The following is a 23178-nucleotide window of genomic DNA, read 5'->3' as shown; positions in this document are numbered from 1 at the left end:
GCGTTGTCGTTCCCGCTCGGTACGCTGGCTGCACAGGCGAGACTCCGTCGCATGGCAATGGGAGCGATCATGAGCGCCGCACCCGAGTACGAGCTGGACGAGCGGTACAACTACCCCGTCCCGCCCCCGGGCGGCTGGACCGCGGACGACCTCGACCGGCTTCCGGACCTTCCTCCGCACACGGAGCTGATCGACGGGAGTCTCGTCTTCCTGAGTCCGCGGACCGCGTTTCACGCCCGCACCATGCGGCTGTTGGAGAACACCCTTCTCGCGCAGGCGCCCGACGACTTGGATGTCATCCGCGAGATGACCGTCAAGCTCAACAAAAGGAACCGTCCGGAACCTGATGTTCTGGTGTTTCGGGCAGAGGCTAACAGCGGAGCAGGCCAGACCTGGTACAGGCCGGAAGACGTCGTCCTGGCCATCGAAGTGGTGTCCGAGGACTCCGAGGACCGGGACCGCGAGGTCAAGCCCCGCAAATACGCGGCTGCCGGGATCCGGCACTACTGGCGAGTGGAGGAGAACGAGGGGCTGCCGGTCGTGTACGTCTACGAGCTGGACCCCGCTACCAACTCCTACTCGGCCGCCGGCATCTTCCACAACCGGATCAAGGTTCCTGTCCCCTTCCCCATCGACGTCGACCTCACCGCGATCAACCACCGCCGCTGAGCGCGGTCGACGCCCGGCAGCCGGCGACGGAACGGCTCATCGTCGCCGCCGCCGTCCGGGCACGTGCCGAGGCCGTCGTCCTCCTGGAGAAACCGGGCGCCGACCTCGCCGCCGCCCGCACCATCGGCGCCCCCTCCCCGTCGGCGCCGCCGTGGCCCAGCCGATCGCCTCCGCGGTGGCCCGCGGCGACGGCGCCCTCGACCACTCGGCACTGCTGCGCGGCGTGCAGCTGCTGAGCGGCTACGACCAGGGGGACTGAGCGCTCCGCCCTACGCGGTCCTCCCCGGCCCTGGTCTCCGCAGGAACCGGAGGGTAGCTTCCGCCCGAGCGCTGTGAGCCGTACGCGCCAGGAGGAGAACCGCGATGCCCGAGCCGACGCCGATACCCACCGAGCAGCTGCAGTTCGCGATGCCGCCGACGCACGAGAGCGTCGAGGAGGAGCGCAGACACCGCAAGGAGCGCCTGGTGGCGGCGCTGCGCCTCTTCGGGCGCCTGGGGTTCGAAGAGGGCGTCACGGGCCATATCACCGCGCGCGACCCGGAGTTCACCGACTGCTTCTGGGTCAACCCCTTCGGGATGTCGTTCTCCCTCCTGACGCTGAGCGATCTGATCCTGGTCAACAGCGAGGGGCAGGTCGTCGAGGGCCGCCACCACGTCAACCAGGCCGCGTTCGCCATCCACGCGCAGATCCACCGGGCCCGCCCGGACGTCGTGGCCGCCGCGCACAGCCACTCCACGTACGGCCGGGCGCTCGCCGCCCTTGGTGAACCGCTGGACCCGATCAGCCAGGACGTCTGCGCGTTCTACGAGTCGCACGCCCTCTACGACGCCTACAGCGGCGTCGTCGTGGACGAGGAGGAGAGCCGCCGGATCGCCGCCGCGCTCGGCCCGCACAAGGCCGTGATCCTGCGCAACCACGGGCTGCTGACGGTGGGCGACTCGGTCGACGCGGCGGCCTGGTGGTTCCTCACGATGGAGCGGTGCTGCCAGGTGCAGCTGACGGCGAAGGCGGCCGGAAAGCCGGTACTGATCAGCCACCACGACGCCGTCCGCACACGGGAGCAGCTGGGCGGCGACCTGGTCGCATGGATCAACTACCAGCCGCTGTACCAGCAGATCGCCCGCAGCGAGCCGGACATGTTCGGCTAGGCCCGGTCGACCTGGGAGCCGGAGGGCGGCGCCCGGCGAGGCGCCGCCCCGCGCCTCAGACGTGCGGGAACAGCGCGAAGAAGGGGTCGGCGGCGGTGGCGAGACCGCGGCTGAAGGGCGCGTCGAAGTCCCACACCAGGAACAGCAGGAAGGCGATCAGCGCGCTGAAGACGCCGGCCATCAGCAACTCCCGCCCCGAGCGCCGGATCTGGAGCGTGAACATCACGCCGATGGAGATCACGCCCCCGGCGATCAGCCCGAACCACACCACACCCGGGAGCGTCGGTTCGACCGCGTCGGCACGGGCGCTGCGGGCCCCGTTCGCCACCCCGACCTGGTCGACGACGGGCTGGTAGGACTCCCGCTCGTAGTCGTCGCGCGGGTGGTAGTCGATGACATCGGCCCGCACCTTGTCCAGCAGGTCCGCGCTGTGCTGCGTCAGCTCGCCGCGGTCGGCCATCACCGGCCATTCCTTGTGGACGACGTCGCCGACATAGGAGTCGACGTCGGTGCGGATCCGGTCCCGTACGGGCGCCGGCCAGGCCCGCACCCGCTCGCTGACCTCGTGCAGCGCCTGGGCCTCGGTCCGTACGGTGTCCTCGGCGGAGCTCTTGGCCTCCCAGACGCCGGCGATGGCGAGGCCCAGCACGATCGCGTAGACCACCCCCACCATCATCGTCAGGTACTCGATGACATCGGGTGTTTCGTTCGGGTCGTCGTCCTTGCCGACCCGGCGCTCCTTGAGGACGGTGATGGTCAGGACGACGCCGCAGACCGCGGCCATGGCGATGGTCAGCACCAGCCATTGCGACATGGAGACCTCCTACGAGGAACTGCGCCCGGCGGAACGGGACGCGGAGCGCGAACGGGGACGGAGGGCGGCGGCGGCCAGCAGCGCCGGGGTGGTGACCAGCAGCGTCCTGGTCACCACGGAGTGCCCGTGGGGCGGTTGGGGGCGCACCGGCGAGTAGCTGCGCGGCATGGCCGGGACGGGGGCCGCCAGCTGCCGGGCCGGGGTCGGGGTGGCCGGCGGCGGTGGCGCGGGGGCGGGGCGCCGGTACGGAGTGGGCGGCGCCGGCCGCGGCGTGCCGGCGGGCGCCGGAGTGCGCAGCGGGCGCGGGCGGGGAGCCGGGGCACGGCTCGGCGCCGGGGGCGGTGCGGGTGTGAACGTCGGAGCGGGCCTGGGTCGGGGCGTCGGCTTGGTGCAGGGGATGTGCCAGCCGGGCGGCACCGGGAGATCGGTCGGCAGCCGGACCGGCGGCGCGGTCCCGGCGAACGCGCAGTTGTCCCCCGGCGGTTGACGGAACGGGCCCGGACGGGCGGCGGCAGCGGGCGCCGCACCGAGGGCCGGCAACGCGGTGAGACCGGCGACCGAGGCGACACCGGAGAGCACGGCCCCCGCCAACAGGAGCGCCCCCTTCCTCCCCGGCCCTCCGCCGCGCCGACCGCGATCGGCACGCGTACGGGCTCCACTCACCGCGTCGGTTTCGTGAGATTCGTGTATCTCGCGCACGGCGGGAAGCTTGCGCAGCTCTCGGCCCGGCCAGCCTTCGAGCGACGCCGATTCGCCCGAACGGGGGAAGCGTCGGGAATGCGCGTCCGGGTGGGCACCGCACCCCGTGTGCCGCTGAACGGGCCGTTGTACGTCAACCCGCCGCCGCCGGCCGCACCGTCCGCCACCTGGACGATGAGGGGTCGGACCCCGTATCTGAGGCACAATTCGCCGTCTAGGCAGAGAAGTTGGGACGAGCGGCGGCGGGGCGGTACGGACGTGTCGGTGGATTCGGCGAGCAGGGTGGCCGGAATGGGCGGACCGGGGGGTGGCGGACGGCCCGGTGACGGCGGTGTGTGCCGGTGCGGACGGTGCCCGCACGGCGCCCGTGAGGGGCACCGGCAGGCGGTCGCCGCCTTTGCCGCGCTCCGCGAGGACTTCGCCGCCGGGCGCGGGGTGCCGGCCGGACTGGCGCACTCCGCCGGCGCCGCCCGCCAGTGGGTCTCGGACGAACTGACCCTTTCGGCCCGCGCGTTGGCCGAGCGCGCCGCGGCCGAGGGGGCCGGCTGGCCCGCGGCCGTCCAGGGGCGCACCCTGCTGGCCGTGTGGGCCGCGGTGGTGGCCCTGCTGCTCGGGCAGGCGCTGACCGCCATCGGGACGGGCTGGACGACGTCCCGGACGGCCGGACTCACCGCGGCCGTCGTACTCGCGCTCGGGGCGACCGTCGCGGCCTGGCGGCACCGCGCGCACGGCGGCGCGCTGGCGCCGGTGATCGGCGAGGACCGCCGGTTCTCCACCTCCCGCGCGGTCGCCGCCGGGTGGGTGCTGGCGGTGCTCTACGCCGTACTGATGCTCGCCGTCCAGCTCGCCGCGGCATCCGGCCCGCGCCAGCGGCGCCGTCTCCTCTCCGGCCTCGAACTCCACTCGTCCGGCGGGCTGTTGTCCCTGCTCGCCGTCGGGTGCGGGGTGGCGGTGCTGGCGTACGGCCTGACCGCCGGGCGGATCCGCTCCGGACGCGTGCAGAAGGTGCCCGCCGAGCGCCCGCGGGCCGCGGACCTGCTGGCGGACGACGCGGGGCGCGGCAGCCTCACCGACGCGCAGTACGCGCTGCTGAACGCGTCCCTGCTCGCCCTCACCCTGGTACGCCTGGCCACAAACCCCGGTCAACTTCCCTCCGTCCCCTGGGGATTGGTCATCCTGGCCGTCCTCTCCGGCGTGACCTACCTGGCCGGGAAGAGCGTCGCCGGCGGCCGGCCGGTCATCCTGTCGGTCGTACGCTCCCGGGAGGTCGGCGATCTCGCCGCGCCGATCCGCACCGGCGACGACATCGAGATCCGCGGCACCGGCTTCGTCCCGCCCGGCGCCGGCGCCCCCGACCGGCTGGCCCGCACCGTCGTACGGATCGGCGCGGTCCACGTACCGGTCCCGCTGGTCCCCGTGGCCGGCGGCTTCGCCAACCCCACCGACGGGGTGCTGACCGTGCCGGTGCCGGTGGACGTGGAGCCGGGCACCGTCGAGGTCCGCGTCATCACCGCCGCCGGTGTGGAAACGGCCGGTTACCGTATCGACGTCCGGGACTGATCGATGTCCAGGACCGGGAAGCCGTAGCGGCTGAGGACGGGCACCACGGGCAACCACCGTCCCCACGCCGAGATGGCGGGTCAGGCAGCCGCCCGACCCGCTCCGCGGGGAACATCTCGTCGCGCATCTGTACGTACACATCTCGCCATGCGGTGCGGACGACGGCACAATCGGCTCCTCCCGGTGGCAACGGAGAGGCGGACGTCATGGTGCACGCGAATCGCACACGCGGTGCCGACTTGGGAGGCGCGGACGTGGGCAGCGCCGGACTGCGCGGGTGGTGGGCACGCCACGCGCTGTTCCCGCTGCGGATCTTCCTGGGCGCGACCTTCCTCTACGCAGGGCTCGACAAGCTGACGGATCGGGCGTTCCTGGCCGCGAGCGGCACCGGATCGCTCGGCGCACTGCTGCGGCAGGTCCATTCCACGGCCGCCCTGCCGCAGCTCGTGGCGCTGGCCCAGAAGAGCCCCGTGGCCGTCGGCTATGCGATCGCCGGTGGTGAGCTACTGGTCGGCGTCGGCGTCCTCGTCGGGCTGCTGGGGCGCCTGGCCGCACTCGGCGGCGCGCTGATCTCGCTGACCCTGTGGCTCACCGTGAGCTGGCAGACCCACCCGTACTACTACGGCAACGACCTCGCCTACCTGATGGCCTGGACCCCGCTCATCCTGGCCGGCACCCCGAGATTCTCCCTGGACGCGGCGCTCACCAACCGCCGCAACCGGCACGGGGCACAGCTTTACGGCTAGGTGGGCCTGCGCAGGGGCCACCGCCCTGCGGCAACGGTCGCGCAACGCCGTTTGCCCGCCCCGTCCGGTGGGGGCTGGCGTGGCCTCGGTTGCGGTCCGGTGGGTGGGGGCCGGAGGGCTGCACGGGAGTACTCCCCCAGCCTTCGGCCGGGTGGGGGTCCCCCCAGCGGTAGCTGGGGGAGTGCCCCCACGGCGCGGGCGCATCTGGTCTGTGGATGAGGAATGCCGCGGCGTTCGCTCCAGGTCCTGCGGGCGCACTCCGGTACATCCCTCCGGCCCTGCGCCGTCGCCGACCGGCGGACGGTGGCTCCGACCCACGGTGCCAACGGTCCGGGGCCCGGCCGGCGTCCCTGTGGTTTCCGCGCGAGCCGCGCCCCCGCCCGGCGGCAAGCGACACCGAACCGGCTCACGAGAACCGGCTCACGACACCCCACCCGGTGGCGATTGCGGCCGATGGCGGCGGACCGTGGCCCAGACGGCGGAGGTGACGCCGGAGAGCACCAGCCCGGCCGGCACGGCGAGGAACAGCCAGAGGCCCGGCGCATGCCAGACGCCGAGGGCGTCGAGGCCGTAGCCGGCGCCGACGGCGAGGGCAGCGGCGCCGGAGACCAGCCGGCCGGGTTCGAAGGGGTGGCGCTTCACTGGGGGGCTCCCTGGGGGGTCGGGGCCGACGAGGGGGCGGGCGCGGCACCGGGGACGGCCTGCTCGACGGCGACCTGACCGGCACCGACCTTGAGGGTCAACTCCAGCGCGCCGCGCGGCTTCTCACCCTTCTTGAGGCCGTCCGCGGGCAGTGTGATCGTCCGCTGCGGGCCGCCCGCGGAGAAGTGCACGTCATGGGGGCCGTCGCCGGGCAGATGGGTGTCGCCGACGCCGAGCCGGATGTGGAGCGTGGCGGTGACGCCTCGCGGGAGCGTCACCTGGAGGCGGCCGGCGCCCACTTCCGCGCTGGTGCGGACCGTGGCGCCGTTCTCGACGGGCAGCCGGCTGAGGTCCAGGCGGCCGTCCCCGGAGCCGAGGGCGTAGTGCGGCTGGACGGCGGCGACTTCGGCCGGGGCCCAGACGCGCTCGCGCCAGTCGGTGGTGATGTTGGCGGGCAGCATCGTCGCGCCCGCCAGCAGCGCCGCCGTCAGTACCACCATGAAGACCGTGCCGCCGCCCGTACGGCCCAGCCAGGCGCTGAGCACCAGCCCCAGGCCGAAGACGGCCAGCGCGCAGGCCAGGCCCGCCTGGAGGGACGGGGCGAGCGCGGCGTGTTGGTGGACGGCGAGAGCGGCGCCGGTGCCGGCAAGCGCCGCCAGCAGGAACGTCCAGCCGCCGATGGGGCGCCCGGCGCGCGCGGGCGTGCGCGGGGCGGCGGAGTCCGGGGCGGGTGGGGGAGTCCACGGGGCGGGCCGCCCGGCGCCGGTCCAACTGCCGTGTGGCCGGGGGCCGGTGGCCGCGCCGTGCACGGCCTCGTAGCGGATGTCGAGCCGGGTGTCGTCCGGTCCCCAGAGATAGCCCGCACCGCCCGCCGCTTCCCGGCCGCGCGGATCGCGCCACCAGGACGGGGTGTTCGGCGCCGGGGGCGCCTGGGTCTCCGGCGGGGCGTCGGCGACGGCCTGGGCCGTGGCGGCGTCCATGGTCTCCAGGCCCTCGGCCTCCGCGCGGCGGCGCTGCCGCGACCAGTAGGCGGAACCGGCCACGGCCAGCGTCAGCATGATGGCGAAGGACATCATGCTGCCCTTGCCGAGGGTGGTCAGGAACAGCGCGCAGCCGACCAGCGCGAACAGCAGCGCCGTCAGCGCGGAGCCCTCGACGCGGCCGGAGAGCAGCCTGCGGCCCTCGTTCTCCTCCTCGCCGTCGAGGGGGATGATCAGCCAGGCGAAGCCGTAGAAGATCAGGCCGAGGCCGCCGACGGACAGCACGGCGAGCACGATGCGGAAGATGACCGGATCGAGATCCCACTGCCTGCCGAGCCCGGCGCACACACCCGCGACGACCTTGTGCCGCCTGCTGCGGCGCAGCGTGGCGGTCGGCCCGGCAGGCGGCGGGGTGGGACCGGCGGGGTCGGAGGCCGCCGGCTCCGCGACAGGGGGTGCATCGTTCATGGAGCCATGGTGACAAGGCCCGCGCCTCGGCGGTATCGGTGAAAACCCTGGCTGATCCCTGAGATCCCCTGACAGATCCCCGACGCGTCCCACGGGGCGCGCGGGCCCGCCCCGCCGGACGCGCGGCGACGTTGGTCTCGCGTCTCGCGCACATGCGATCTGTGCCCATGTGCGCCACGAACCGCGCACCCTGCGCCTCCGGACGGGAACCCGCCGCGGTTCCGGCGGGAAAAAGGGCGGGTCGCGCGGTGGCCGGAGGGCTGTTCGCCGACGTCGGAGACTATCGTTGCGCCCTGGATACGTACGGGTTTCCGGAGGGGCGTGCGGTGGCGGAGACGGCGTCGGTGGACGAGGGGCGACTGGTCGCCGGGCGGTATCGCCTGGTCGAACGGATAGGCCGGGGCGGTATGGGCACCGTCTGGCGGGCCCGGGACGAAGTCCTCGGGCGACAGGTCGCGGTGAAGCGCCTTCATGTGTCGCCGCAACTCGACGCGGACGAACTCGCCACCCGCCACGAGCGCACCACCCGGGAGGCGCAGGCCGCGGCGCGGATCAACCATCCCAACGTGGTGGGCGTGCACGACGTCGTCGACGACGCCGGGCTGCCGTGCATCGTCATGGAGTACGTCCCCTCGACGACGCTGGGCGACGCGATCAAGGAGGCCGCCCAGTCCGACGCCTTCCTCACGCCGCGGGAGGCCGCCCGGATCGGCCGCGGCATGGTCGCCGCGCTGCGTGCCGCACACTCCGCCGGTGTGCTGCACCGCGACGTCAAGCCGGGCAACGTACTGCTCGGTGAGGACGGCCGGGTCGTCCTCACCGACTTCGGGATCGCCGTCGCCACCGGCACCTCCACGCTCACCAAGACCGGCGAACTGGTCGGCTCCATCGACTACCTGGCGCCCGAGCGCGTCAAGGGCGGCACCCCCGGCCCCGCTTCGGACCTGTGGGCCCTGGGGGCGACGCTCTATCAGGCGGTGGAGGGGCGGCCCCCGTTCCGGAAGAACACCGCGGTCGAGACGGCGTACGCGATCGCCGTCGACCCGCTGGAGCCGCCGCGCAACGCCGGGCAGTTGGCGCCGCTGATCGAGGCGCTGCTCGCCAAGGAGCCGGCGGAGCGGCCGACCGCCGCGGTCGTCGAGCAGGCACTGCGGACGGCCGAGGCCGAGGCGGAGACCGCGCTGATCGGCTGGCCGACGCTGGCCCTGGGGACGGTCGGCCGCGGGCGTCCCGACGGGGGCGAGCAGCCCGAGGCGCCCACGCGGCCGGTGGACCCTAGGGGCGGGGCGGGCGCCGCCCAGGACGCGGGGCGCGGCACCGGTACCGGGGCGCCCGCGGATGCCGGCACGGGTGCGGGCTCCGCGACCGGCGGCCATACGGGGCCGGCCGTGGGCGGGGGCGCCGTCGCAGCGGTGGCCGCCAGTGGCGGGACCGGTGCCGGGACGGCCGTCGGCGCCGATGAGACCGGACGGGTGGCGCTGCCCGGCGACGCGGCCGGCGGAGCGCCCGCCGATGCCCGCACGGACGTGACCGGCTCCGGCCAGGCGCCCCGCAAGCGGCGCGGCCGGGCCGTGGCCTGGAGCGTCGTCGGGGTGCTGGTCGTCGGGGGCGGCGCGGGCGCGACCTGGTACGTGACGCACCGTGGCGACTCCGGTGCGTCCAGTGCTTCCGGTGTGTCAGACGCGTCGGCCGGCGCCCGCACCCCCGTACTGCCGAGCGCGCCGAAGAGCAGCATCGGGCCGCCCCCGCCCCTCCCCAAGGGCTACCGCCGGGCCGACGAGAAGGCGCTCGGCGTGTCCTTCCCCGTACCGTCCGGCTGGACGCGGGAGGTACAGGACGACGGTCGGCAGATCGTCTACACCAACAAAGCCGAGCTGGCGCAGCTCACCGTCAGCGTCCTGGACTTCTCCTCCGCGGACCAGGTGCAGCACTTCAAGGACGTCGAGGCGGACGTCAAGACCCAGTACTCCGTCTACAAGCGGCTGCGGCTCCAGGACACCGTCTTCCAGGGCGACCCCGCCGCCATCTGGGAGTTCTCCATCCAGGGCCGGGCCCGCGAGTACCGGGGGATCGACCTCGGCTTCGGCCGCGAGGGCAAGAAGGAGTACGCGATCTACGTGTCCGCGCCGTCCGCGAACTGGTCGAAGTACGAAGCGGTCTTCTCGAACGTGAAGGACGGATTCCGGAGGACCGCGGAGTCGGGCTGAGCCGGAGGCAGGGGTTCCCTGAGGAAGGTCAGGGACGGGTTCAGGGTCGACCCTGATGTCTCCGGCCCGCCGGCGTGTGACGATCTGGGACATGACCACAGCGCCACCCCGCGCCGAGACGATCTACGCCCCGGCACCGGACCCCGACGACCCGCCCGTGCGCAAGCTCTACCGCAGCGCCGACGGGCGGCTGCTCGGCGGTGTCGCGCGCGGCCTCGCGGGGCACCTCGGCCTCCCGGTCTCCTGGGTGCGGGTCGTCTTCCTCGCGCTCTTCATGGCCGACGGCATGGGGGCCCTGCTCTATGCCGCGTTCTGGTTCTTCGTGCCGCTGGGCGTCGGCGGTGTCGAGACCCGGCAGCCCGCGCCGGGTGAGGAGAAGCGGCGGATCCTGGGCCGCCGCCCGGACAGGAGCCAGGTCCTCGCGCTGATCGCGCTGCTGGTGGGCGCCTCGTTCGTGGCGTCCAGGTTCCAGCTGGGCCGGGCCAACGGCTATCTCTGGCCGGTGCTGCTGATCGGCGCCGGCGTCGCGCTCGTCTGGCGCCAGGCGGACAACTCCCGCCGCGCCCAGTGGCTGGAACTCGGCCGCCGCAAGGCCCTGTTCCCGGTGCTGCGCGGCGCGGCCGGCGTGCTGCTCGTCGGCGTCGGCGTGACCGGCATCGTCGTGCTCCAGGGTTCCGTGCAGAACCTGGGCTCGGTGCTGCAGGCCGCGCTCGCCGTCGTCGTCGGCATCGCCCTGCTGGCAGGCCCCTATCTGGTGCGGATCACGCAGGACCTCTCGGAGGAGCGGCTGATGCGCATCCGTGCCCAGGAGCGCGCCGAGGTGGCCGCGCACGTCCATGACTCCGTGCTGCACACCCTCACCCTGATCCAGCGCAACGCCGACGACCCCAGGGAAGTGGCGCGGCTGGCCCGTGCCCAGGAGCGCGAACTGCGCGCCTGGCTCTACAAGCCCGAGGGCCGCGGCAAGGACGAGGACGAGGAGCCGGCGACGCTGGCGGAGGCGGTTCGCGCGTCCGCCGCCGAGGTCGAGGACCACCACGGCGTCCCCATCGAGGTCGTGATCGTCGGCGACTGCCCGCTGGACGAGCCGCTTGGCGCCCAGATGCAGGCCGCGCGCGAAGCGATGGTCAATGCCGCCAAGTACGGTGGCGAGGGCGGTGCGGTGCAGGTGTTCGCCGAGGTGGAGGGCCGGACGGTCTTCGTCTCGGTGCGCGACCGCGGCCCCGGCTTCGATCTGGACGCGGTCCCCGGGGACCGGATGGGCGTACGGGAATCCATCATCGGCCGGATGGAGCGCAACGGCGGCACGGCCCGGCTGCGCTCGGCCCCCGATGGCGGCACGGTCGTCGAGCTGGAGATGGAGCGCGCCGAAGAGCGCGCCGAGCGCCGCACGGGCGCGGAGAGACACACGGAGTGAGCGGGGCGGCGGCCGTCGGTGGGGCGGGCCGCGGCAGTGGGCCCGCGGCGACAGCGGGGGCCGGGGCAGGGGATCATGACGGGGCAGACAGCGAAGGGCGGACGGACGAGATGAGCAGCGACGAGGCACAGCAGGGCGGGACCGGGAGCGGCGCGGGCGGGGACCGCACCGTGCGGGTCGTGCTGGTCGACGACCACCGGATGTTCCGTACGGGCGTCCAGGCCGAGATCGGCCAGACCGAGCGGACCCGCGTCGAGGTGGTCGGCGAGGCCGCCGACGTCGACCAGGCGATCACGGTCATCACCGCCACCCGGCCCGAGGTCGTCCTCCTGGACGTGCACCTCCCCGGTGGCGGCGGTGTCGAGGTGCTGCGCCGCAGCGCCGCGATGATGGCGGACGCCGAGCGGCCGGTCCGGTTCCTGGCGCTGTCGGTCTCGGACGCGGCCGAGGACGTCATCGGGGTCATCCGCGGCGGCGCCCGCGGCTATGTCACCAAGACCATCACCGGCACGGACCTGGTCAACGCGGTCTTCCGGGTCGCCGACGGGGACGCGGTCTTCTCGCCGCGGCTGGCCGGCTTCGTGCTGGACGCGTTCGCCTCGACGGACGCCCCGCCGGTCGACGAGGACATGGACCGCCTCACGCAGCGCGAGCGCGAGGTGCTGCGGCTGATAGCGCGCGGATACGCGTACAAGGAGATCGCCAAGCAGCTGTTCATCTCCGTGAAGACGGTTGAGTCACATGTCTCGGCCGTGTTGCGCAAGCTCCAGCTTTCCAACCGGCATGAGCTGACACGCTGGGCGGCGGCGCGACGCCTGGTCTGACCTGCGGTTCCGCGCGGAAGTGGGGATGCGGTGACGGGCGAACGCCCGGTGCCGGACGGGCGACTGTGACGGAAGGGGCACGTAAAGAAGGACTAAAGTCACGCAACCAGGCTTGCGCGGATTCCCATCTAAGGGCGCGGAGAGGCTCGCTGCCCGAAGGCAGGGCCGGAACCCACGCCCACGTCCTTCGTGTTTACGTCCTGGAAACGAGATCCCGATGAGCCTGACGGGCACTCCCTTCTTTCTCTTCGCGCTCCTGCTGCTGATCGTCGCCTTCGTCCTGCCGTTCGCGGTGTGGGGCCGCGTGGCCGGACCGCCCGTGGTGAGAGGGATCGCGCGGCTGCTGATGCTGCTGTTCGCGCAGGTCACCGCCATCACGGTGGTCTTCCTCCTGGTCAACAACGCCAACAACCTCTACGACAACTGGGGCGACCTGCTCGGCACCGGCAACCACATCGACGCGGCCCGTAACCTCGGCCCGGACGGCCTGGGTGGCAAGAACCTCCACGACCAGCCCAAGGTCCACCAGCAGTTCCGGCCGGCCGACGACCCGGTGGTGGGCCCCAACGTCCAGATGACCGACCTCAAGGGCCAGATCTCGGGCGTCAACGGCGAGGTCTACGTCTGGCTGCCGCCGCAGTACAACGACCCCGCGTACAAGGACAAGAAGTTCCCGGTGGTCGAGCTGCTGCCCGGCTACCCCGGGTCCTCGAAGTCCTGGCTGGGGTCGCTGAAGGTGGCCCAGCAGCTCACGCCGCTGATGCAGAGCGGTGCCGTCAAGCCGTTCATCCTGGTGTCGCCGCGTACCAACGTGCTGCCCAACGCCGACAGCGGCTGCGTCAACATCCCGGGCAAGGTCAACGCCGACAGCTGGCTGACCGTCGACGTCCGCCAGATGATCATCGACAACTTCCGGGCCGGCGACAAGCCGGACGCCTGGGGCCTGGCCGGCTACTCGGCCGGTGCGCACTGCTCCGCCAAGCTCGCGCTGGCCCACCCGGACCGCTTCCGCGCCGCGGTCGCCATGTCCGGCTACAACGACCCGGCCATCGAGCCGGACTCGCTCGCCGGCAAGGACCCGAAGCTGCGCGCCGAGACCAACCCGATGCACATCCTCAAGGCCGCCAACGATGCCGGGAAGCCGCCCCGTACGGCGCTGTACATCTCCGGTGCGGCGGCCGACGGCTACTCGGCCGGCATGGGTCTCAAGCAGATCGCGAAGCAGCCGACGACGGTGAACGTCCAGATGATTCCGGCGAGTGCCGGCGGCCACACCGTGCCGGTGTGGAAGCGCCAAGTGCCGGAGATCTTCCGCTGGTTCGGGCTGTTCCTGCGGGCCTGACCGCCTGCGGGGCAAGCGTCCGCGAGCCCGGGAAGCGAGTGTGACGAAGGGCCTGTCCGCCGGATTCGGCGGACAGGCCCTTCGCGTGTTCCGGGGCCCGGAGGAGGGGCCTTGGGGAGGCGGGCGTGGGGGAGGTGTTCTGTAAGGTGCCTGCGGGCGGTCGGACGGACCCTAGGCCGGGCGGGTCGCTCCGGCGAACGGCAGCCGGTCGATCGGAGCGATGCGCACCGGTGCTCCCGGGTGCGGGGCGTGGATCATCTTGCCGTCGCCGACGTAGATCCCGACGTGGCTGATGCCGGAGTGGAAGAAGACCAGGTCACCGGGGGCGAGTTGGGGCCGGTCGACGCGGGGGCCCGCGTTGATCTGGGTGTAGGTGGTGCGGGGCAGGGTGACACCGCCGGACTTCCAGGCGGCCTGGACCAGCCCGGAGCAGTCGTACGCGGACGGCCCGGTCGCGCCCCATGCATAGGGCTTGCCGAGCGCGGCATAGGCGAAGGCGACGGCACGGGCGGCACGCGGGTCGGGGGTGGTCGCTCGTCGCCGCTGTTCCGGGCCCGGGTGGCCGCGCGGGTCCTCGGCGGTCCCCAACGTCTGGACGGTGGCGCTCCGTTGGCCTACGAGCGCGGTTCCGGCCCCCGACAGGTGCCCCTTGGTGGTCCCGGTCTCCGGCAGGTGCCCCCTGGCGGTCCCGGCCTGCGGCAGGTGATTGCCGGCGATGGCTCCGGTCTCCGGCAGGCGGTCCCCGGCCGCCCCGGTCTTTGGCAGGTGTGCCGTGGTGGCCTCGGGCTCTTCCCGGTGTTCCGGATTGGTCCCGGCCCGGCGGTGGAGCCGGCGGACGCTGCCGAGCCGGTGCGCGTGACCGGTCACCGCGGTCGCCTGGTGGCTGCCCGTACGCTCCAGGACCGTGGCGCCGTCCAGGCAGCGTTGCGGGTCCGCGGACAGCGGCGGCCGTACGGTCGGCGGCTGTGCGGCCGGGGCCGCTCCCGTGCGGTGCCGGGTGGCGGCCGTGGTGCCGGCCTCGGCCCCATCGGGGCCGTCGAGGGCGGTGACAACGGTGTCCGTGAGGGCGGTGTCCGTGACGGCCGGCGGGGCGGCGGTGCGGACTCGGGTCATGCGGTGCGACGCCACGGGGGCCGTCACTTCCTTCCCTCGGGGAACGGACGTGTCAGGGGGGCGACCGTGACGGCGACCGGAGCCGTGACGGCGACCAGGGCCGTCATCGATGAGCCGTGAGCGACGACGGGCGGTGCGCCGGCGGTTGCCTGCGAGAGGACGCTAAGCGCGCACGTCACGGGTGGGCGCCGGGTTGCCCGGCATTGTTCGTTTCCGACTCTTGAGTGTGCGGGGGTGACCGGGGTTCCGGCGCCGGGCGGCCGGGAGCGGCCTGCGGTGACCGATGCGGTGATTGCGGGCGCCCTGCCGGAAAGGCCGTGCTAGGGGGCGGCTACGATCCACCACTATGGACGTAGTAATCAATATCTTCGTCGCCCTGCACATCATCGGTATCGCCGCCCTGCTCGGCGGTTTCCTGACCCAGATGAAGGCGATGGGCGCGGGCACCGCCCGCTTCGTGCCGGGCATGCTGCACGGCGCGCTGACGATGCTGGTCACCGGCGTCGCGCTGGTCGGCCTGAACCAGATGCAGGATCATCCGGTCAACAACATCAAGATCGGCATCAAGATGGCCGTCCTGGTGGTGATCCTGGCGCTGGTCTACGTCAAGCGGGACGAGGAGAAGATCGCCAAGCCGCTCTTCGGCGCGGTCGGCGGGCTCACGATGCTCAACATCTTCATCGCGGTCCTCTGGACCTGAGTCCCTGGACCTGAGCCATCGCGGTCCTCCGGAGCCGAGCCCCGGAGGACCAGCTGAGGCCCCCGCCGCAGAGACGACTCACCGCGCGGTCATCCCGCTCCGTACCCGGAGGCGGAGGATGGCCGCGCGGTGGCGTGTGGGGGGAGGAGGGGGAGTGCGGGCCGGTCAGCTGAGCCGGACGCTTCCGTAGATCGGCATGTAGTAGATCGACTCGACGCGGACGCTGGCGCCCGGGTGCGGGGCGTGGATCATCTGGCCGTTGCCGATGTACATCCCGACGTGGCTGATGTCGCTGAAGAAGAACACCAGGTCACCGGGCTGGAGGTCGCTGGTGGAGACCCGGGTGCCGGCATTGACCTGGTCCCAGGTCGTCCGCGGCAGATCGACTCCGGCGGCCCGGTAAGCGGCCTGCGTCAGGCCCGAGCAGTCGTAGGAGCTCGGTCCGGTGGCGCCCCACACGTACGGCTTGCCTATCTGGGCGCGGGCGAAAGCAAGCGCCTCCGCGGCCTTGCTGGAGGAGCTGCTGCCGGACGAGCCCGAGCCGGTGCTCGAACCGCCGCCGCTGGGCTGCTGGCGCTGCTGCTGGGCCTGCTGGCGCGCCAGTTCCGCGGCCTTGCGCTGGGCCTCCTGCTCCTTCTGGCGCTCCAGTTCCGCCAGCCGCGCCTTCTCCTGGGCGGTCAGCCGGGACAGCAGCTGCCGGGCCTCGGCCAGTTTGGCCTGCACGGACTGCTTGCTCTCCTTGAGGGACTCCTGGGACTGCTGGAGGCTCTCCAGGCTGCGGGTCGCCTCGGCCCGCTGCCGTGCCGCCGACGCGGCCTCCTGCTCGTAGGCGGTGACGGTCTGCTTCTGCCGGCCGGTCAGCCGCTCCATGAGGTGGTTGCGGTCGACGAACTGCTGCGGGTCCTTGGCGAGCATCAGCTGCGCCGTCGGGTTCATGCCGCCCGTCTGGTACTGGGCCGAGGCGAAGGTGCCCAGCTCGCGCCGGGACTGGTTCATCTTCTCCGCGCGCTTGGCGGCCTCGTCGAGCAGGCGGTTCACGGTCCGCTGCTGGCTGTCCGCCTTCTCCTTGGCGGCGTTGTACTTCTGGGTGGCGACCTCCGCCTGCTGGTAGAGGCCGTCGACCTTCTGCTTGACGTCCTCGATGGACGGCTTCGGTGACGTGGGGGCCGCGTTGGCGGTCTGCGAGAGCAGGGTCACCGAGGCGAGGGCGGCGGTGGTGAGCCCGGCGGCCGTGCGGCGGCTGCCGGGCGAGGTGAGTATGTGGGTTCGCGGCTTGCGATGCGACGCCAAGGCCGGCGACTCCTTCCGTGGACCGCCTACCGGGTTAGCTGTCGGGTTCGGGCGGTGGCGCTGACGGAAGGCTTGCCCTACGGTCCGTACGTCCGCCTGGCGACGGCCGTACCGATCGATTCACCCCGGTGGTGCTGGTGGGTCCCCGGCTCCGGGTGCCTGGTGGCAGGGCCGGACTCGGCGGGGGCGGCCCGTGCGGACGCTGTCGTTCGCGGGGAGGGCGGGCTGCCCGAGCGAGACGGTAGCCAACCGGTGTGGCTCCTGTGAAGGCTGATGTTCGATATGCCCGAAACCTTTTCGTGACCTGAACGTGGCTCCGGTTTCCTTGCGGTGGAAGTCGCCTACGGGCGGCCCGTTCCGAGCCAGGGCTGGTACGGTGCACGGTCGCGCCGCGTACGGAAGGAACCGGGGCCGAGCCCCGCACGAGCCCCGCAGGGCCGCCGCCGGGACCTCCGCGCCTCACTTCCCCGCCGCAATCGGCCACTCCGCAACCGCTTGTCAGTGCGGCGGCCTAGACTCGGTGGGCGATGAGCAGCCTCTTTGACGACAGCTTCCTGGCGGACCTCGGGCCCTCGGACGAGGAGCCCCCGCCGCCCCCCGAGGACGAGCACGGCCCGGCCCCGGAGGAGATGCCCGCCGACCTCTTCGGCGGCAGGTTCGACGCGCCCGCGCCCAGGGAGGCGCACTACCGCGACGGCGCCGCCCGCCCGGTCCTCGACGCGGCGGCGCTCCTGGAGGGGCTCAACGACCAGCAGAAGGCGGCCGTGGCGCACACCGGCAGCCCGCTGCTGATCGTCGCCGGCGCCGGTTCCGGCAAGACCCGGGTGCTGACCCACCGCATCGCGCATCTGCTGGCCGAGCGTCACGTCCACCCCGGCCAGATCCTCGCGATCACCTTCACCAACAAGGCAGCCGGCGAGATGAAGGAGCGCGTGGCGGACCTGGTCGGCCCGCGAGCCAACGCCATGTGGGTCTCCACCTTCCACAGCGCCTGCGTCCGGATCCTGCGCCGCGAGTCCAAGAAGCTCGGCTTCACGTCGTCCTTCTCGATCTACGACGCGGCCGACTCCAAGCGCCTGATGGCCCTGGTCTGCCGCGATCTGGATCTGGATCCCAAGCGCTTCCCGCCCAAGTCCTTCAGCGCGAAGATCTCCAACCTCAAGAACGAGCTCATCGACGAGGAGAGCTTCGCGGGGACGGCCGCCGACGGTTTCGAGAAGACCCTGGCCGAGGCGTACGCGATGTACCAGGCGCGGCTCCGCGAGGCCAACGCCCTGGACTTCGACGACATCATCATGACGACGGTCAACCTCCTCCAGGCGTTCCCGGACGTCGCCGAGCACTACCGCCGCCGCTTCCGCCACGTCCTCGTCGACGAGTACCAGGACACCAACCACGCCCAGTACACCCTCGTCCGCGAGCTGGTCGGCCCGGGCACGCCCGAGACGCCCGCCGCCGAGCTGTGCGTGGTCGGCGACGCCGACCAGTCGATCTACGCCTTCCGCGGCGCCACGATCCGCAACATCCTCCAGTTCGAGGAGGACTATCCCGACGCGACCACGATCCTGCTGGAGCAGAACTACCGCTCCTCCCAGACGATCCTCTCGGCCGCCAACGCCGTCATCGAGCGCAACGAGAACCGCCGCCCCAAGAACCTCTGGACGGACGCCGGCGCCGGAGCCAAGATCACCGGCTATGTCGCCGACACCGAGCACGACGAGGCCCAGTTCGTCGCCGACGAGATCGACCGGCTCACCGACGCCGGCGACGCCAAGGCCGGCGACGTCGCGGTCTTCTACCGCACCAACGCCCAGTCCCGGGTCTTCGAGGAGATCTTCATCCGGGTCGGGCTGCCCTACAAGGTCGTCGGCGGCGTGCGCTTCTACGAGCGCAAAGAGGTGCGCGACATCCTCGCCTACCTCCGGGTGCTCGCCAACCCCGAGGACACCGTCCCGCTGCGCCGGATCCTCAACGTCCCCAAGCGCGGCATCGGCGAGCGCGCCGAGGCCATGATCGACGCCCTCTCCGCGCGCGAGAAGATCACCTTCCCGCAGGCGCTGCGCCGCGTCGACGAGGCGTACGGGATGGCCGCCCGCTCCGCCAACGCCGTCAAGCGGTTCAACGTCCTGATGGAGGAGCTGCGCACGATCGTGGAGTCCGGGGCCGGCCCCGCCACGATCCTGGAGGCGGTCCTGGAGCGCACGGGCTATCTGGCCGAACTCCAGGCGTCCACCGACCCCCAGGACGAGACCCGGATCGAGAACCTCCAGGAACTCGCCTCCGTGGCCCTGGAGTTCGAGCAGGACCGCGGTGCGGAGGAGGAACCGGAGGCCGGCACCCCCGGCCCCGGGACGCTCGCCGAGTTCCTGGAGCAGGTCGCGCTGGTCGCCGACTCCGACCAGATCCCGGACGAGGACGAGGAAGGCGCCGGTGTCATCACCCTCATGACACTGCACACCGCCAAGGGCCTGGAGTTCCCGGTCGTCTTCCTGACCGGCATGGAGGACGGCGTCTTCCCGCACATGCGCTCGCTGGGCCAGACCAAGGAGCTGGAGGAGGAGCGCCGGCTGGCGTACGTCGGCATCACGCGCGCCCGCGAGCGGCTCTACGTCACCCGCTCGACGATGCGCAGCGCCTGGGGCCAGCCCTCGTACAACCCGGCCTCGCGCTTCCTGGAGGAGATCCCGGACGACTATGTGGAGTGGCGGCGGCTGTCTCCTCTGGGCTCCGGCCCGGCGACACCGTCCGCCTCGATGGGCGGCCTCTCGTCCGGCGGCGGCTTCGGCGGCGTCGGCTCCTCGCTGTCGTCCGCGCGCTCCAAGGGGCCGAGCGGTTTCGCCACCCGGCGCGCCAAGGACCGCCAGGTGGTCTCGCTGGCCGTCGGCGACCGCGTCACCCACGACAGCTTCGGACTCGGCACGGTCGTCGGCGTCAAGGGCAGCGGCGACAACGCCGAGGCGACGATCGACTTCGGCGGCGAGAAGCCGAAGCGGCTGCTGCTGCGGTACGCGCCGGTCGAGAAGTTGTAGCGCCCGCGGGCGACGTCAAGAGCCGCGGCCTCAGTACGGGTTGAGGTCGTGGCTCCGCAGCCACGGGATCGGATCGACGGCCGCGCCGCCATCGGGGCGCACCTCGAAGTGCAGATGCGGACCGGTGGAATTGCCCGAGTTGCCGGAATATGCGATCTGGTCACCGGCCTTGACCGATCCGGAGCGGACCTTGGTGCTGCTCAGATGGCAGTACCACGTCTCGGTCCCGTCGGGCGCGGTCACGATCGCCATGTTGCCGTAGGCGGAGTTCCACTGGGTGCGTACGGTGCCGTCGGTGGCGGACATGACCGGGGTGCCGTAGCTGACCGGGAAGTCGATACCGGTGTGCACGGACATCCAGTTCACCCCGGCCTGGCCGAAGAGCGCGCTCAGTCCGTGCTGGGTGACCGGCAGCACGAACTTGGGGCGTGCCGCCTCCTTGGCGGCGGCCTCCTCCGCCTTGCGCTTGCGCTCCTGTGCCTGCCGCTCCTTGAGGTCGAGGCGCTCCTGCGTGCGGCTGGCCCGTTCGCGGAAGTCCTGGGCGCCGGCGTTGAGTCCGGCGAGCTGGGAGTCCAGCTTCTTGTTGGCCGGGGAAGCCTTGACGGATGCGGTGTCCGCCGCGGCCTGCGTGGTCGAGTTGTCCTTGCCGTCCCCGCCGAACTGGCCGACGGAGGCGGCGGCAGCCGCACAGACACCCATCGCGGCGACCGAGGGCACCGCGACGGTCAGCAGCGCCGAACGCTTCGCCGGGCGCCGCCGCCCACGGCCGCCGCCGCGGACCGCCTTGCCCGGCTCGGGGCCGCTGACGCGCCGGGAACCGGCGGCCGGGGCCGGGGCGGCGACGGGCATCGCCTGGGTCATCGCATCGGCGATGGACGCCGGATCACCGGGGGTTCCGGGCTCGGCGGCGGGCTCGGTGTCCGGGGCGGCCTGCGGGGGCGCGGCCTCCTCCGGAGTCTCGTACTCGTACCGCTCGGCGCCCTGTTGGTGGCTCTCGGCGGTGCCGTATGCGCCGGTGTCGCGCCAGGACGCGGCGTCCCACTGGACCGTGTCGGCCGCCGGCGGGCCGGCCTGCGCGGGGATGCCGGGAGCGTAGTCCGCGGTGGACCAGACGGCGGTGGCCTCGTGGCCGCCGGGATCCTGGAGGGCGGTGGCGGTGTCGTAGCCGGTGGTGGCGTAGGCGCCGGTGTCGTACCCGGTGGAGGCGTAACTGCCGTTGTCGTACGTGTCGTTGTCGTACGTGCCGGTGGGGTAGCTCCCGGTGTCGTACGTCGCCCCGCCGGGGTAGCCGCCGGCGTAGGCGGCGCTCTCGTAGCTGTCGTAACCGCCGGTGTGCTCGTAGGCCGTGGTCGCGTAGGCGCCGGTGTCGTAGGCGGTGTGGGCGTAGGGGTCGTAGCCGGCGGTGCCGTAGCCGCCGGTGTCGTAGGTGGCGGTGGCGTAACTTCCGGTGCCGTACGCGGCGGTGGCCCGGCCGTCGGGCGGGTAGCCGCCGGTGCCGTAGCCGCCCTGGTCGTACGAGCCGGGGAGCGAGCCGAAGAGGGCGTCACCGTCGCCGTATGCCGGGGGCTGTGCATAGGAGGCATCGGAGGCAGGGGCGGTGTGAAGCTGAGCCCCTGATGGGTGACGGTCGTCCACCAACTTCTCTTTCGCCTCGGCTGCAGGAGAATTAGCGGCGACTGTACCCGGCGGTACGCGACGGCGACAATCTTCCGGGACTTTCGGGCTCGGCGGGATGGGGCGGGCGGCCGCCTTCCGGCAGCGCTCTTGCGTGCTCTTGGCGCGTCGTTCGAATATCGTTCGACAAAACGCCGACAAGAGGCGCCGGACACCGGCCGGACTTCACCCGAGGGCGCCTGCCGTCAGGCCACCGAAACGGCCGCGCCGGCCGTTTGCGCCGTCTCCGCCGAGGTCAGGGAATTCCTTATACCGGCCGCCACCGTGCCGTTGACCGGCAGCGCGAGATGCCCGACCCCGGCGACCCGGACGTTGTCCGCGCGCAAATCGGGGTGATCGATTCTGGCGGTCTCCGCCGGCACCATCACCTGATCCGCTTCGCTCCAGAACGCGACGAACCGCGTTCGGCAATGCGGCGCCGGACGCGCCAACTCCGCGATCACATCGGAATCCGGGCGCATTTGCCGGACGATGGGATGCGCCGACATCAGAGGCGCGATACGGGTGCCGGAGTGCGGTGTGCCGAGCGTGATCAGCGTACGGACGCGGGTGTCGCCGCCGAGGCACTGCACGTAATAGCGGGCTATCAGGCCGCCGAGGCTGTGGCCCACGATGTCCACCCGCCGGTGGCCGGTCCGCGCGCACACCTCGTCCACATGGCGGCTCAGCAGCTCGGCGGCCTTGCGTAGATCGCAGGTCAGCGGGGAGTAGTTGAGCGCCTCGACATGGCGCCAGCCGTGGCGGTGGAGGGAGCGCCGCAGCAGCACGAAGACCGAGCGGTTGTCGATGAAACCGTGGAGCAGGAGGACGGGCGGATGGGCGCGGCCCTCGGTGGGGAGGAGGGCGGGGGCGTCGGGAGCGGCGGCGTCCGGCGCGGACCGTCCCCCCGCCGGGGGGAGGGGCCCTTCCCGGGCGATGCCGGTCGGGTAGAGCAGGAGATGGCCGGCCAGGATCGCCAGCTCCACGAGCATGCTGCGGAGGAGAAGCGGTGCGGTGAGAACAGGCAGGGCCCCCATGGCCGACCTCCCGAACGGCATGCCGAAGGCGGCGACGACCCCCGTATGCCCTCGTGGGAAGCCATGCGCAGCGGCGGCGGCAGTGCGGCGGCCCGCGCGACGGCCCGGCTGCGGCTCCCCGGGCGCCCGGACCGCGTGCCCGTCGCCGGCCGTCCCTGGTGGCGACGCGACACGCGGAACACGGCGCGTAGCGAACATGTCCCATGTGTGATTTCCCCCTCGCCGCATGTCACGAAACGGCTGGGTACGGGATGCTGGAGATAACGTTCGTTCACGCTCGTGACCGCCGGTTCGCGGTCGCGCGATCGATTGTCGGCTCGGCGGCACCGCCCTGCGGATGCCGTGCATGGCTTGGAGGCAGTGATGAGTGTGGCGCGGCAAGACGGGGCGCAGACGGGGAGCCAGGGCGCGGCGGGCCGGTCCGGGCCGATCCGGGTCGTTGTCGCCAAGCCGGGGCTCGACGGGCACGACCGGGGAGCCAAGGTCATCGCGCGGGCGCTGCGGGACGCCGGTATGGAGGTGATCTACACCGGGCTGCACCAGACGCCGGAGCAGATCGTCGACACCGCCATCCAGGAGGACGCCGACGCGATCGGGCTGTCCATCCTCTCCGGCGCGCACAACACCCTCTTCGCGAAGGTGATCTCCCTCCTCCAGGAGCGCGACGCGGCGGACATCAAGGTCTTCGGCGGCGGCATCATCCCCGAGGACGACATCGCCCCGCTCAAGGCGCAGGGCGTCGCGGAGATCTTCACGCCGGGGGCGACGACCGCCTCGATCGTGGAGTGGGTCAACGCGAACGTGCGCCCGCTGGCCGTGTGAACCCTCTGCCGGGGCGG

At 72.5% G+C, this 23178-nt stretch carries 19 protein-coding genes, 1 pseudogene and 1 riboswitch; of the genes and pseudogenes, 12 read left to right on the top strand and 8 right to left on the bottom strand.

The window, feature by feature from the left end:
• The first annotated feature begins 69 nt into the window (after positions 1 to 69).
• The 3 genes and pseudogenes from GR130_RS35420 (at position 70) to GR130_RS35410 (ending at position 1818) form a co-directional block, all read left to right on the top strand.
• Positions 70 to 669: a Uma2 family endonuclease gene (locus GR130_RS35420; RefSeq protein ID WP_159508491.1), complete on the top strand. Its 600-nt coding sequence runs from the start codon at positions 70 to 72 to the stop codon at positions 667 to 669.
• Between the two features lie 23 nt (positions 670 to 692).
• Positions 693 to 928, top strand: a pseudogene (locus GR130_RS35415) (2-hydroxy-3-oxopropionate reductase); the annotation flags it as partial.
• Between the two features lie 104 nt (positions 929 to 1032).
• Positions 1033 to 1818, top strand: coding sequence for a class II aldolase/adducin family protein (locus GR130_RS35410; protein ID WP_159508490.1), 786 nt, complete (start codon positions 1033 to 1035; stop codon positions 1816 to 1818).
• Between the two features lie 55 nt (positions 1819 to 1873).
• Here the strand turns inward: GR130_RS35410 and GR130_RS35405 are convergent, their stop codons facing one another.
• Complete coding sequence (locus GR130_RS35405) at positions 1874 to 2632, bottom strand: bestrophin-like domain (protein WP_159508489.1); 759 nt, start codon at positions 2630 to 2632, stop codon at positions 1874 to 1876.
• Between the two features lie 9 nt (positions 2633 to 2641).
• Positions 2642 to 3223 (bottom strand): hypothetical protein, encoded by a 582-nt coding sequence (locus tag GR130_RS35400; protein ID WP_201305087.1) that lies wholly within the window; start codon positions 3221 to 3223, stop codon positions 2642 to 2644.
• A gap of 399 nt (positions 3224 to 3622) precedes the next feature.
• On the opposite strand from GR130_RS35400, the gene GR130_RS35395 reads away from it, so the two are divergent.
• A complete protein-coding gene (locus GR130_RS35395) occupies positions 3623 to 4891 on the top strand; it encodes a hypothetical protein (protein WP_159508488.1) in 1269 nt (422 codons plus the stop codon).
• A gap of 206 nt (positions 4892 to 5097) precedes the next feature.
• A complete protein-coding gene (locus GR130_RS35390) occupies positions 5098 to 5637 on the top strand; it encodes a TQO small subunit DoxD (protein ID WP_159508487.1) in 540 nt (179 codons plus the stop codon).
• 420 nt (positions 5638 to 6057) lie between these two features.
• Here the strand turns inward: GR130_RS35390 and GR130_RS35385 are convergent, their stop codons facing one another.
• Positions 6058 to 6279 carry a hypothetical protein gene (locus GR130_RS35385; RefSeq protein ID WP_159508486.1) on the bottom strand — a complete coding sequence of 74 codons (222 nt, stop codon included), beginning with the start codon at positions 6277 to 6279 and terminating at the stop codon, positions 6058 to 6060.
• Positions 6276 to 7727, bottom strand: a complete 1452-nt coding sequence (locus GR130_RS35380; protein WP_159508485.1) for a PspC domain-containing protein — start codon at positions 7725 to 7727, stop codon at positions 6276 to 6278. Before GR130_RS35380 ends, GR130_RS35385 begins: the two co-directional genes overlap by 4 nt.
• Positions 7728 to 8134: 407 nt before the next feature.
• On the opposite strand from GR130_RS35380, the gene GR130_RS35375 reads away from it, so the two are divergent.
• The 4 genes from GR130_RS35375 to GR130_RS35360 all read left to right on the top strand — a co-directional run bounded on the left by GR130_RS35375 (position 8135) and on the right by GR130_RS35360 (position 13517).
• Complete coding sequence (locus GR130_RS35375; RefSeq protein ID WP_236574062.1) at positions 8135 to 9934, top strand: serine/threonine-protein kinase; 1800 nt, start codon at positions 8135 to 8137, stop codon at positions 9932 to 9934.
• 91 nt (positions 9935 to 10025) lie between these two features.
• On the top strand, positions 10026 to 11351 hold the full coding sequence (locus tag GR130_RS35370) for an ATP-binding protein (protein ID WP_159508483.1): 1326 nt from the start codon (positions 10026 to 10028) through the stop codon (positions 11349 to 11351).
• A gap of 110 nt (positions 11352 to 11461) precedes the next feature.
• A complete protein-coding gene (locus GR130_RS35365; protein ID WP_159508482.1) occupies positions 11462 to 12175 on the top strand; it encodes a LuxR C-terminal-related transcriptional regulator in 714 nt (237 codons plus the stop codon).
• 217 nt (positions 12176 to 12392) lie between these two features.
• On the top strand, positions 12393 to 13517 hold the full coding sequence (locus GR130_RS35360; protein ID WP_159508481.1) for an alpha/beta hydrolase: 1125 nt from the start codon (positions 12393 to 12395) through the stop codon (positions 13515 to 13517).
• Between the two features lie 171 nt (positions 13518 to 13688).
• Here the strand turns inward: GR130_RS35360 and GR130_RS35355 are convergent, their stop codons facing one another.
• Entirely contained in the window at positions 13689 to 14630 is a 942-nt protein-coding gene (locus GR130_RS35355; protein WP_159508480.1) for a C40 family peptidase, read from the bottom strand.
• Positions 14631 to 14976: 346 nt separating this feature from the next.
• Here GR130_RS35355 and GR130_RS35350 point away from each other — a divergent pair, with 346 nt between their 5' ends.
• The gene (locus GR130_RS35350) at positions 14977 to 15330 is read left to right on the top strand and encodes a hypothetical protein (RefSeq protein ID WP_159508479.1); all 354 of its coding nucleotides are present in this window, start codon (positions 14977 to 14979) and stop codon (positions 15328 to 15330) included.
• 165 nt (positions 15331 to 15495) lie between these two features.
• Here the strand turns inward: GR130_RS35350 and GR130_RS35345 are convergent, their stop codons facing one another.
• Positions 15496 to 16620, bottom strand: a complete 1125-nt coding sequence (locus GR130_RS35345; RefSeq protein ID WP_159508478.1) for a C40 family peptidase — start codon at positions 16618 to 16620, stop codon at positions 15496 to 15498.
• An 8-nt stretch (positions 16621 to 16628) separates the two neighbouring features.
• Positions 16629 to 16798, bottom strand: a riboswitch (cyclic di-AMP (ydaO/yuaA leader).
• A 349-nt stretch (positions 16799 to 17147) separates the two neighbouring features.
• On the opposite strand from GR130_RS35345, the gene pcrA reads away from it, so the two are divergent.
• Positions 17148 to 19649 (top strand): DNA helicase PcrA, encoded by a 2502-nt coding sequence (gene pcrA, locus GR130_RS35340; RefSeq protein WP_159508477.1) that lies wholly within the window; start codon positions 17148 to 17150, stop codon positions 19647 to 19649.
• 30 nt (positions 19650 to 19679) lie between these two features.
• On the opposite strand, the gene GR130_RS35335 is transcribed toward pcrA, so the two are convergent.
• Together GR130_RS35335 and GR130_RS35330 are read right to left on the bottom strand one after the other, a co-directional pair.
• Positions 19680 to 21284, bottom strand: coding sequence for a M23 family metallopeptidase (locus GR130_RS35335; RefSeq protein ID WP_159508476.1), 1605 nt, complete (start codon positions 21282 to 21284; stop codon positions 19680 to 19682).
• A gap of 224 nt (positions 21285 to 21508) precedes the next feature.
• Positions 21509 to 22339 (bottom strand): esterase/lipase family protein, encoded by an 831-nt coding sequence (locus GR130_RS35330; protein WP_159508475.1) that lies wholly within the window; start codon positions 22337 to 22339, stop codon positions 21509 to 21511.
• Positions 22340 to 22702: 363 nt separating this feature from the next.
• On the opposite strand from GR130_RS35330, the gene GR130_RS35325 reads away from it, so the two are divergent.
• Entirely contained in the window at positions 22703 to 23161 is a 459-nt protein-coding gene (locus tag GR130_RS35325; protein ID WP_159508474.1) for a cobalamin B12-binding domain-containing protein, read from the top strand.
• Positions 23162 to 23178 lie beyond the last annotated feature (17 nt).

The sequence above is a fragment of the Streptomyces sp. GS7 genome (genome assembly GCF_009834125.1).
Lineage (GTDB): Bacteria > Actinomycetota > Actinomycetes > Streptomycetales > Streptomycetaceae > Streptomyces.
Note: the sequence above shows the minus strand (reverse complement) of the source record. Positions and strands in the feature narration are given on the sequence as shown.

Bases quoted from the DNA above. Each gene is read 5' to 3' on its own strand.
- GR130_RS35420 (WP_159508491.1), top strand. From the start codon at position 70: ATGAGCGCCGCACCCGAGTACGAGCTGGACGAGCGGTACAACTACCCC.
- GR130_RS35410 (WP_159508490.1), top strand. From the start codon at position 1,033: ATGCCCGAGCCGACGCCGATACCCACCGAGCAGCTGCAGTTCGCGATG.
- GR130_RS35405 (WP_159508489.1), bottom strand. From the start codon at position 2,632: ATGTCGCAATGGCTGGTGCTGACCATCGCCATGGCCGCGGTCTGCGGC.
- GR130_RS35395 (WP_159508488.1), top strand. From the start codon at position 3,623: ATGGGCGGACCGGGGGGTGGCGGACGGCCCGGTGACGGCGGTGTGTGC.
- GR130_RS35390 (WP_159508487.1), top strand. From the start codon at position 5,098: ATGGTGCACGCGAATCGCACACGCGGTGCCGACTTGGGAGGCGCGGAC.
- GR130_RS35380 (WP_159508485.1), bottom strand. From the start codon at position 7,727: ATGAACGATGCACCCCCTGTCGCGGAGCCGGCGGCCTCCGACCCCGCC.
- GR130_RS35375 (WP_236574062.1), top strand. From the start codon at position 8,135: ATGGGCACCGTCTGGCGGGCCCGGGACGAAGTCCTCGGGCGACAGGTC.
- GR130_RS35370 (WP_159508483.1), top strand. From the start codon at position 10,026: ATGACCACAGCGCCACCCCGCGCCGAGACGATCTACGCCCCGGCACCG.
- GR130_RS35365 (WP_159508482.1), top strand. From the start codon at position 11,462: ATGAGCAGCGACGAGGCACAGCAGGGCGGGACCGGGAGCGGCGCGGGC.
- GR130_RS35360 (WP_159508481.1), top strand. From the start codon at position 12,393: ATGAGCCTGACGGGCACTCCCTTCTTTCTCTTCGCGCTCCTGCTGCTG.
- GR130_RS35355 (WP_159508480.1), bottom strand. From the start codon at position 14,630: ATGACCCGAGTCCGCACCGCCGCCCCGCCGGCCGTCACGGACACCGCC.
- GR130_RS35350 (WP_159508479.1), top strand. From the start codon at position 14,977: ATGGACGTAGTAATCAATATCTTCGTCGCCCTGCACATCATCGGTATC.
- pcrA (WP_159508477.1), top strand. From the start codon at position 17,148: ATGAGCAGCCTCTTTGACGACAGCTTCCTGGCGGACCTCGGGCCCTCG.
- GR130_RS35330 (WP_159508475.1), bottom strand. From the start codon at position 22,339: ATGGGGGCCCTGCCTGTTCTCACCGCACCGCTTCTCCTCCGCAGCATG.
- GR130_RS35325 (WP_159508474.1), top strand. From the start codon at position 22,703: ATGAGTGTGGCGCGGCAAGACGGGGCGCAGACGGGGAGCCAGGGCGCG.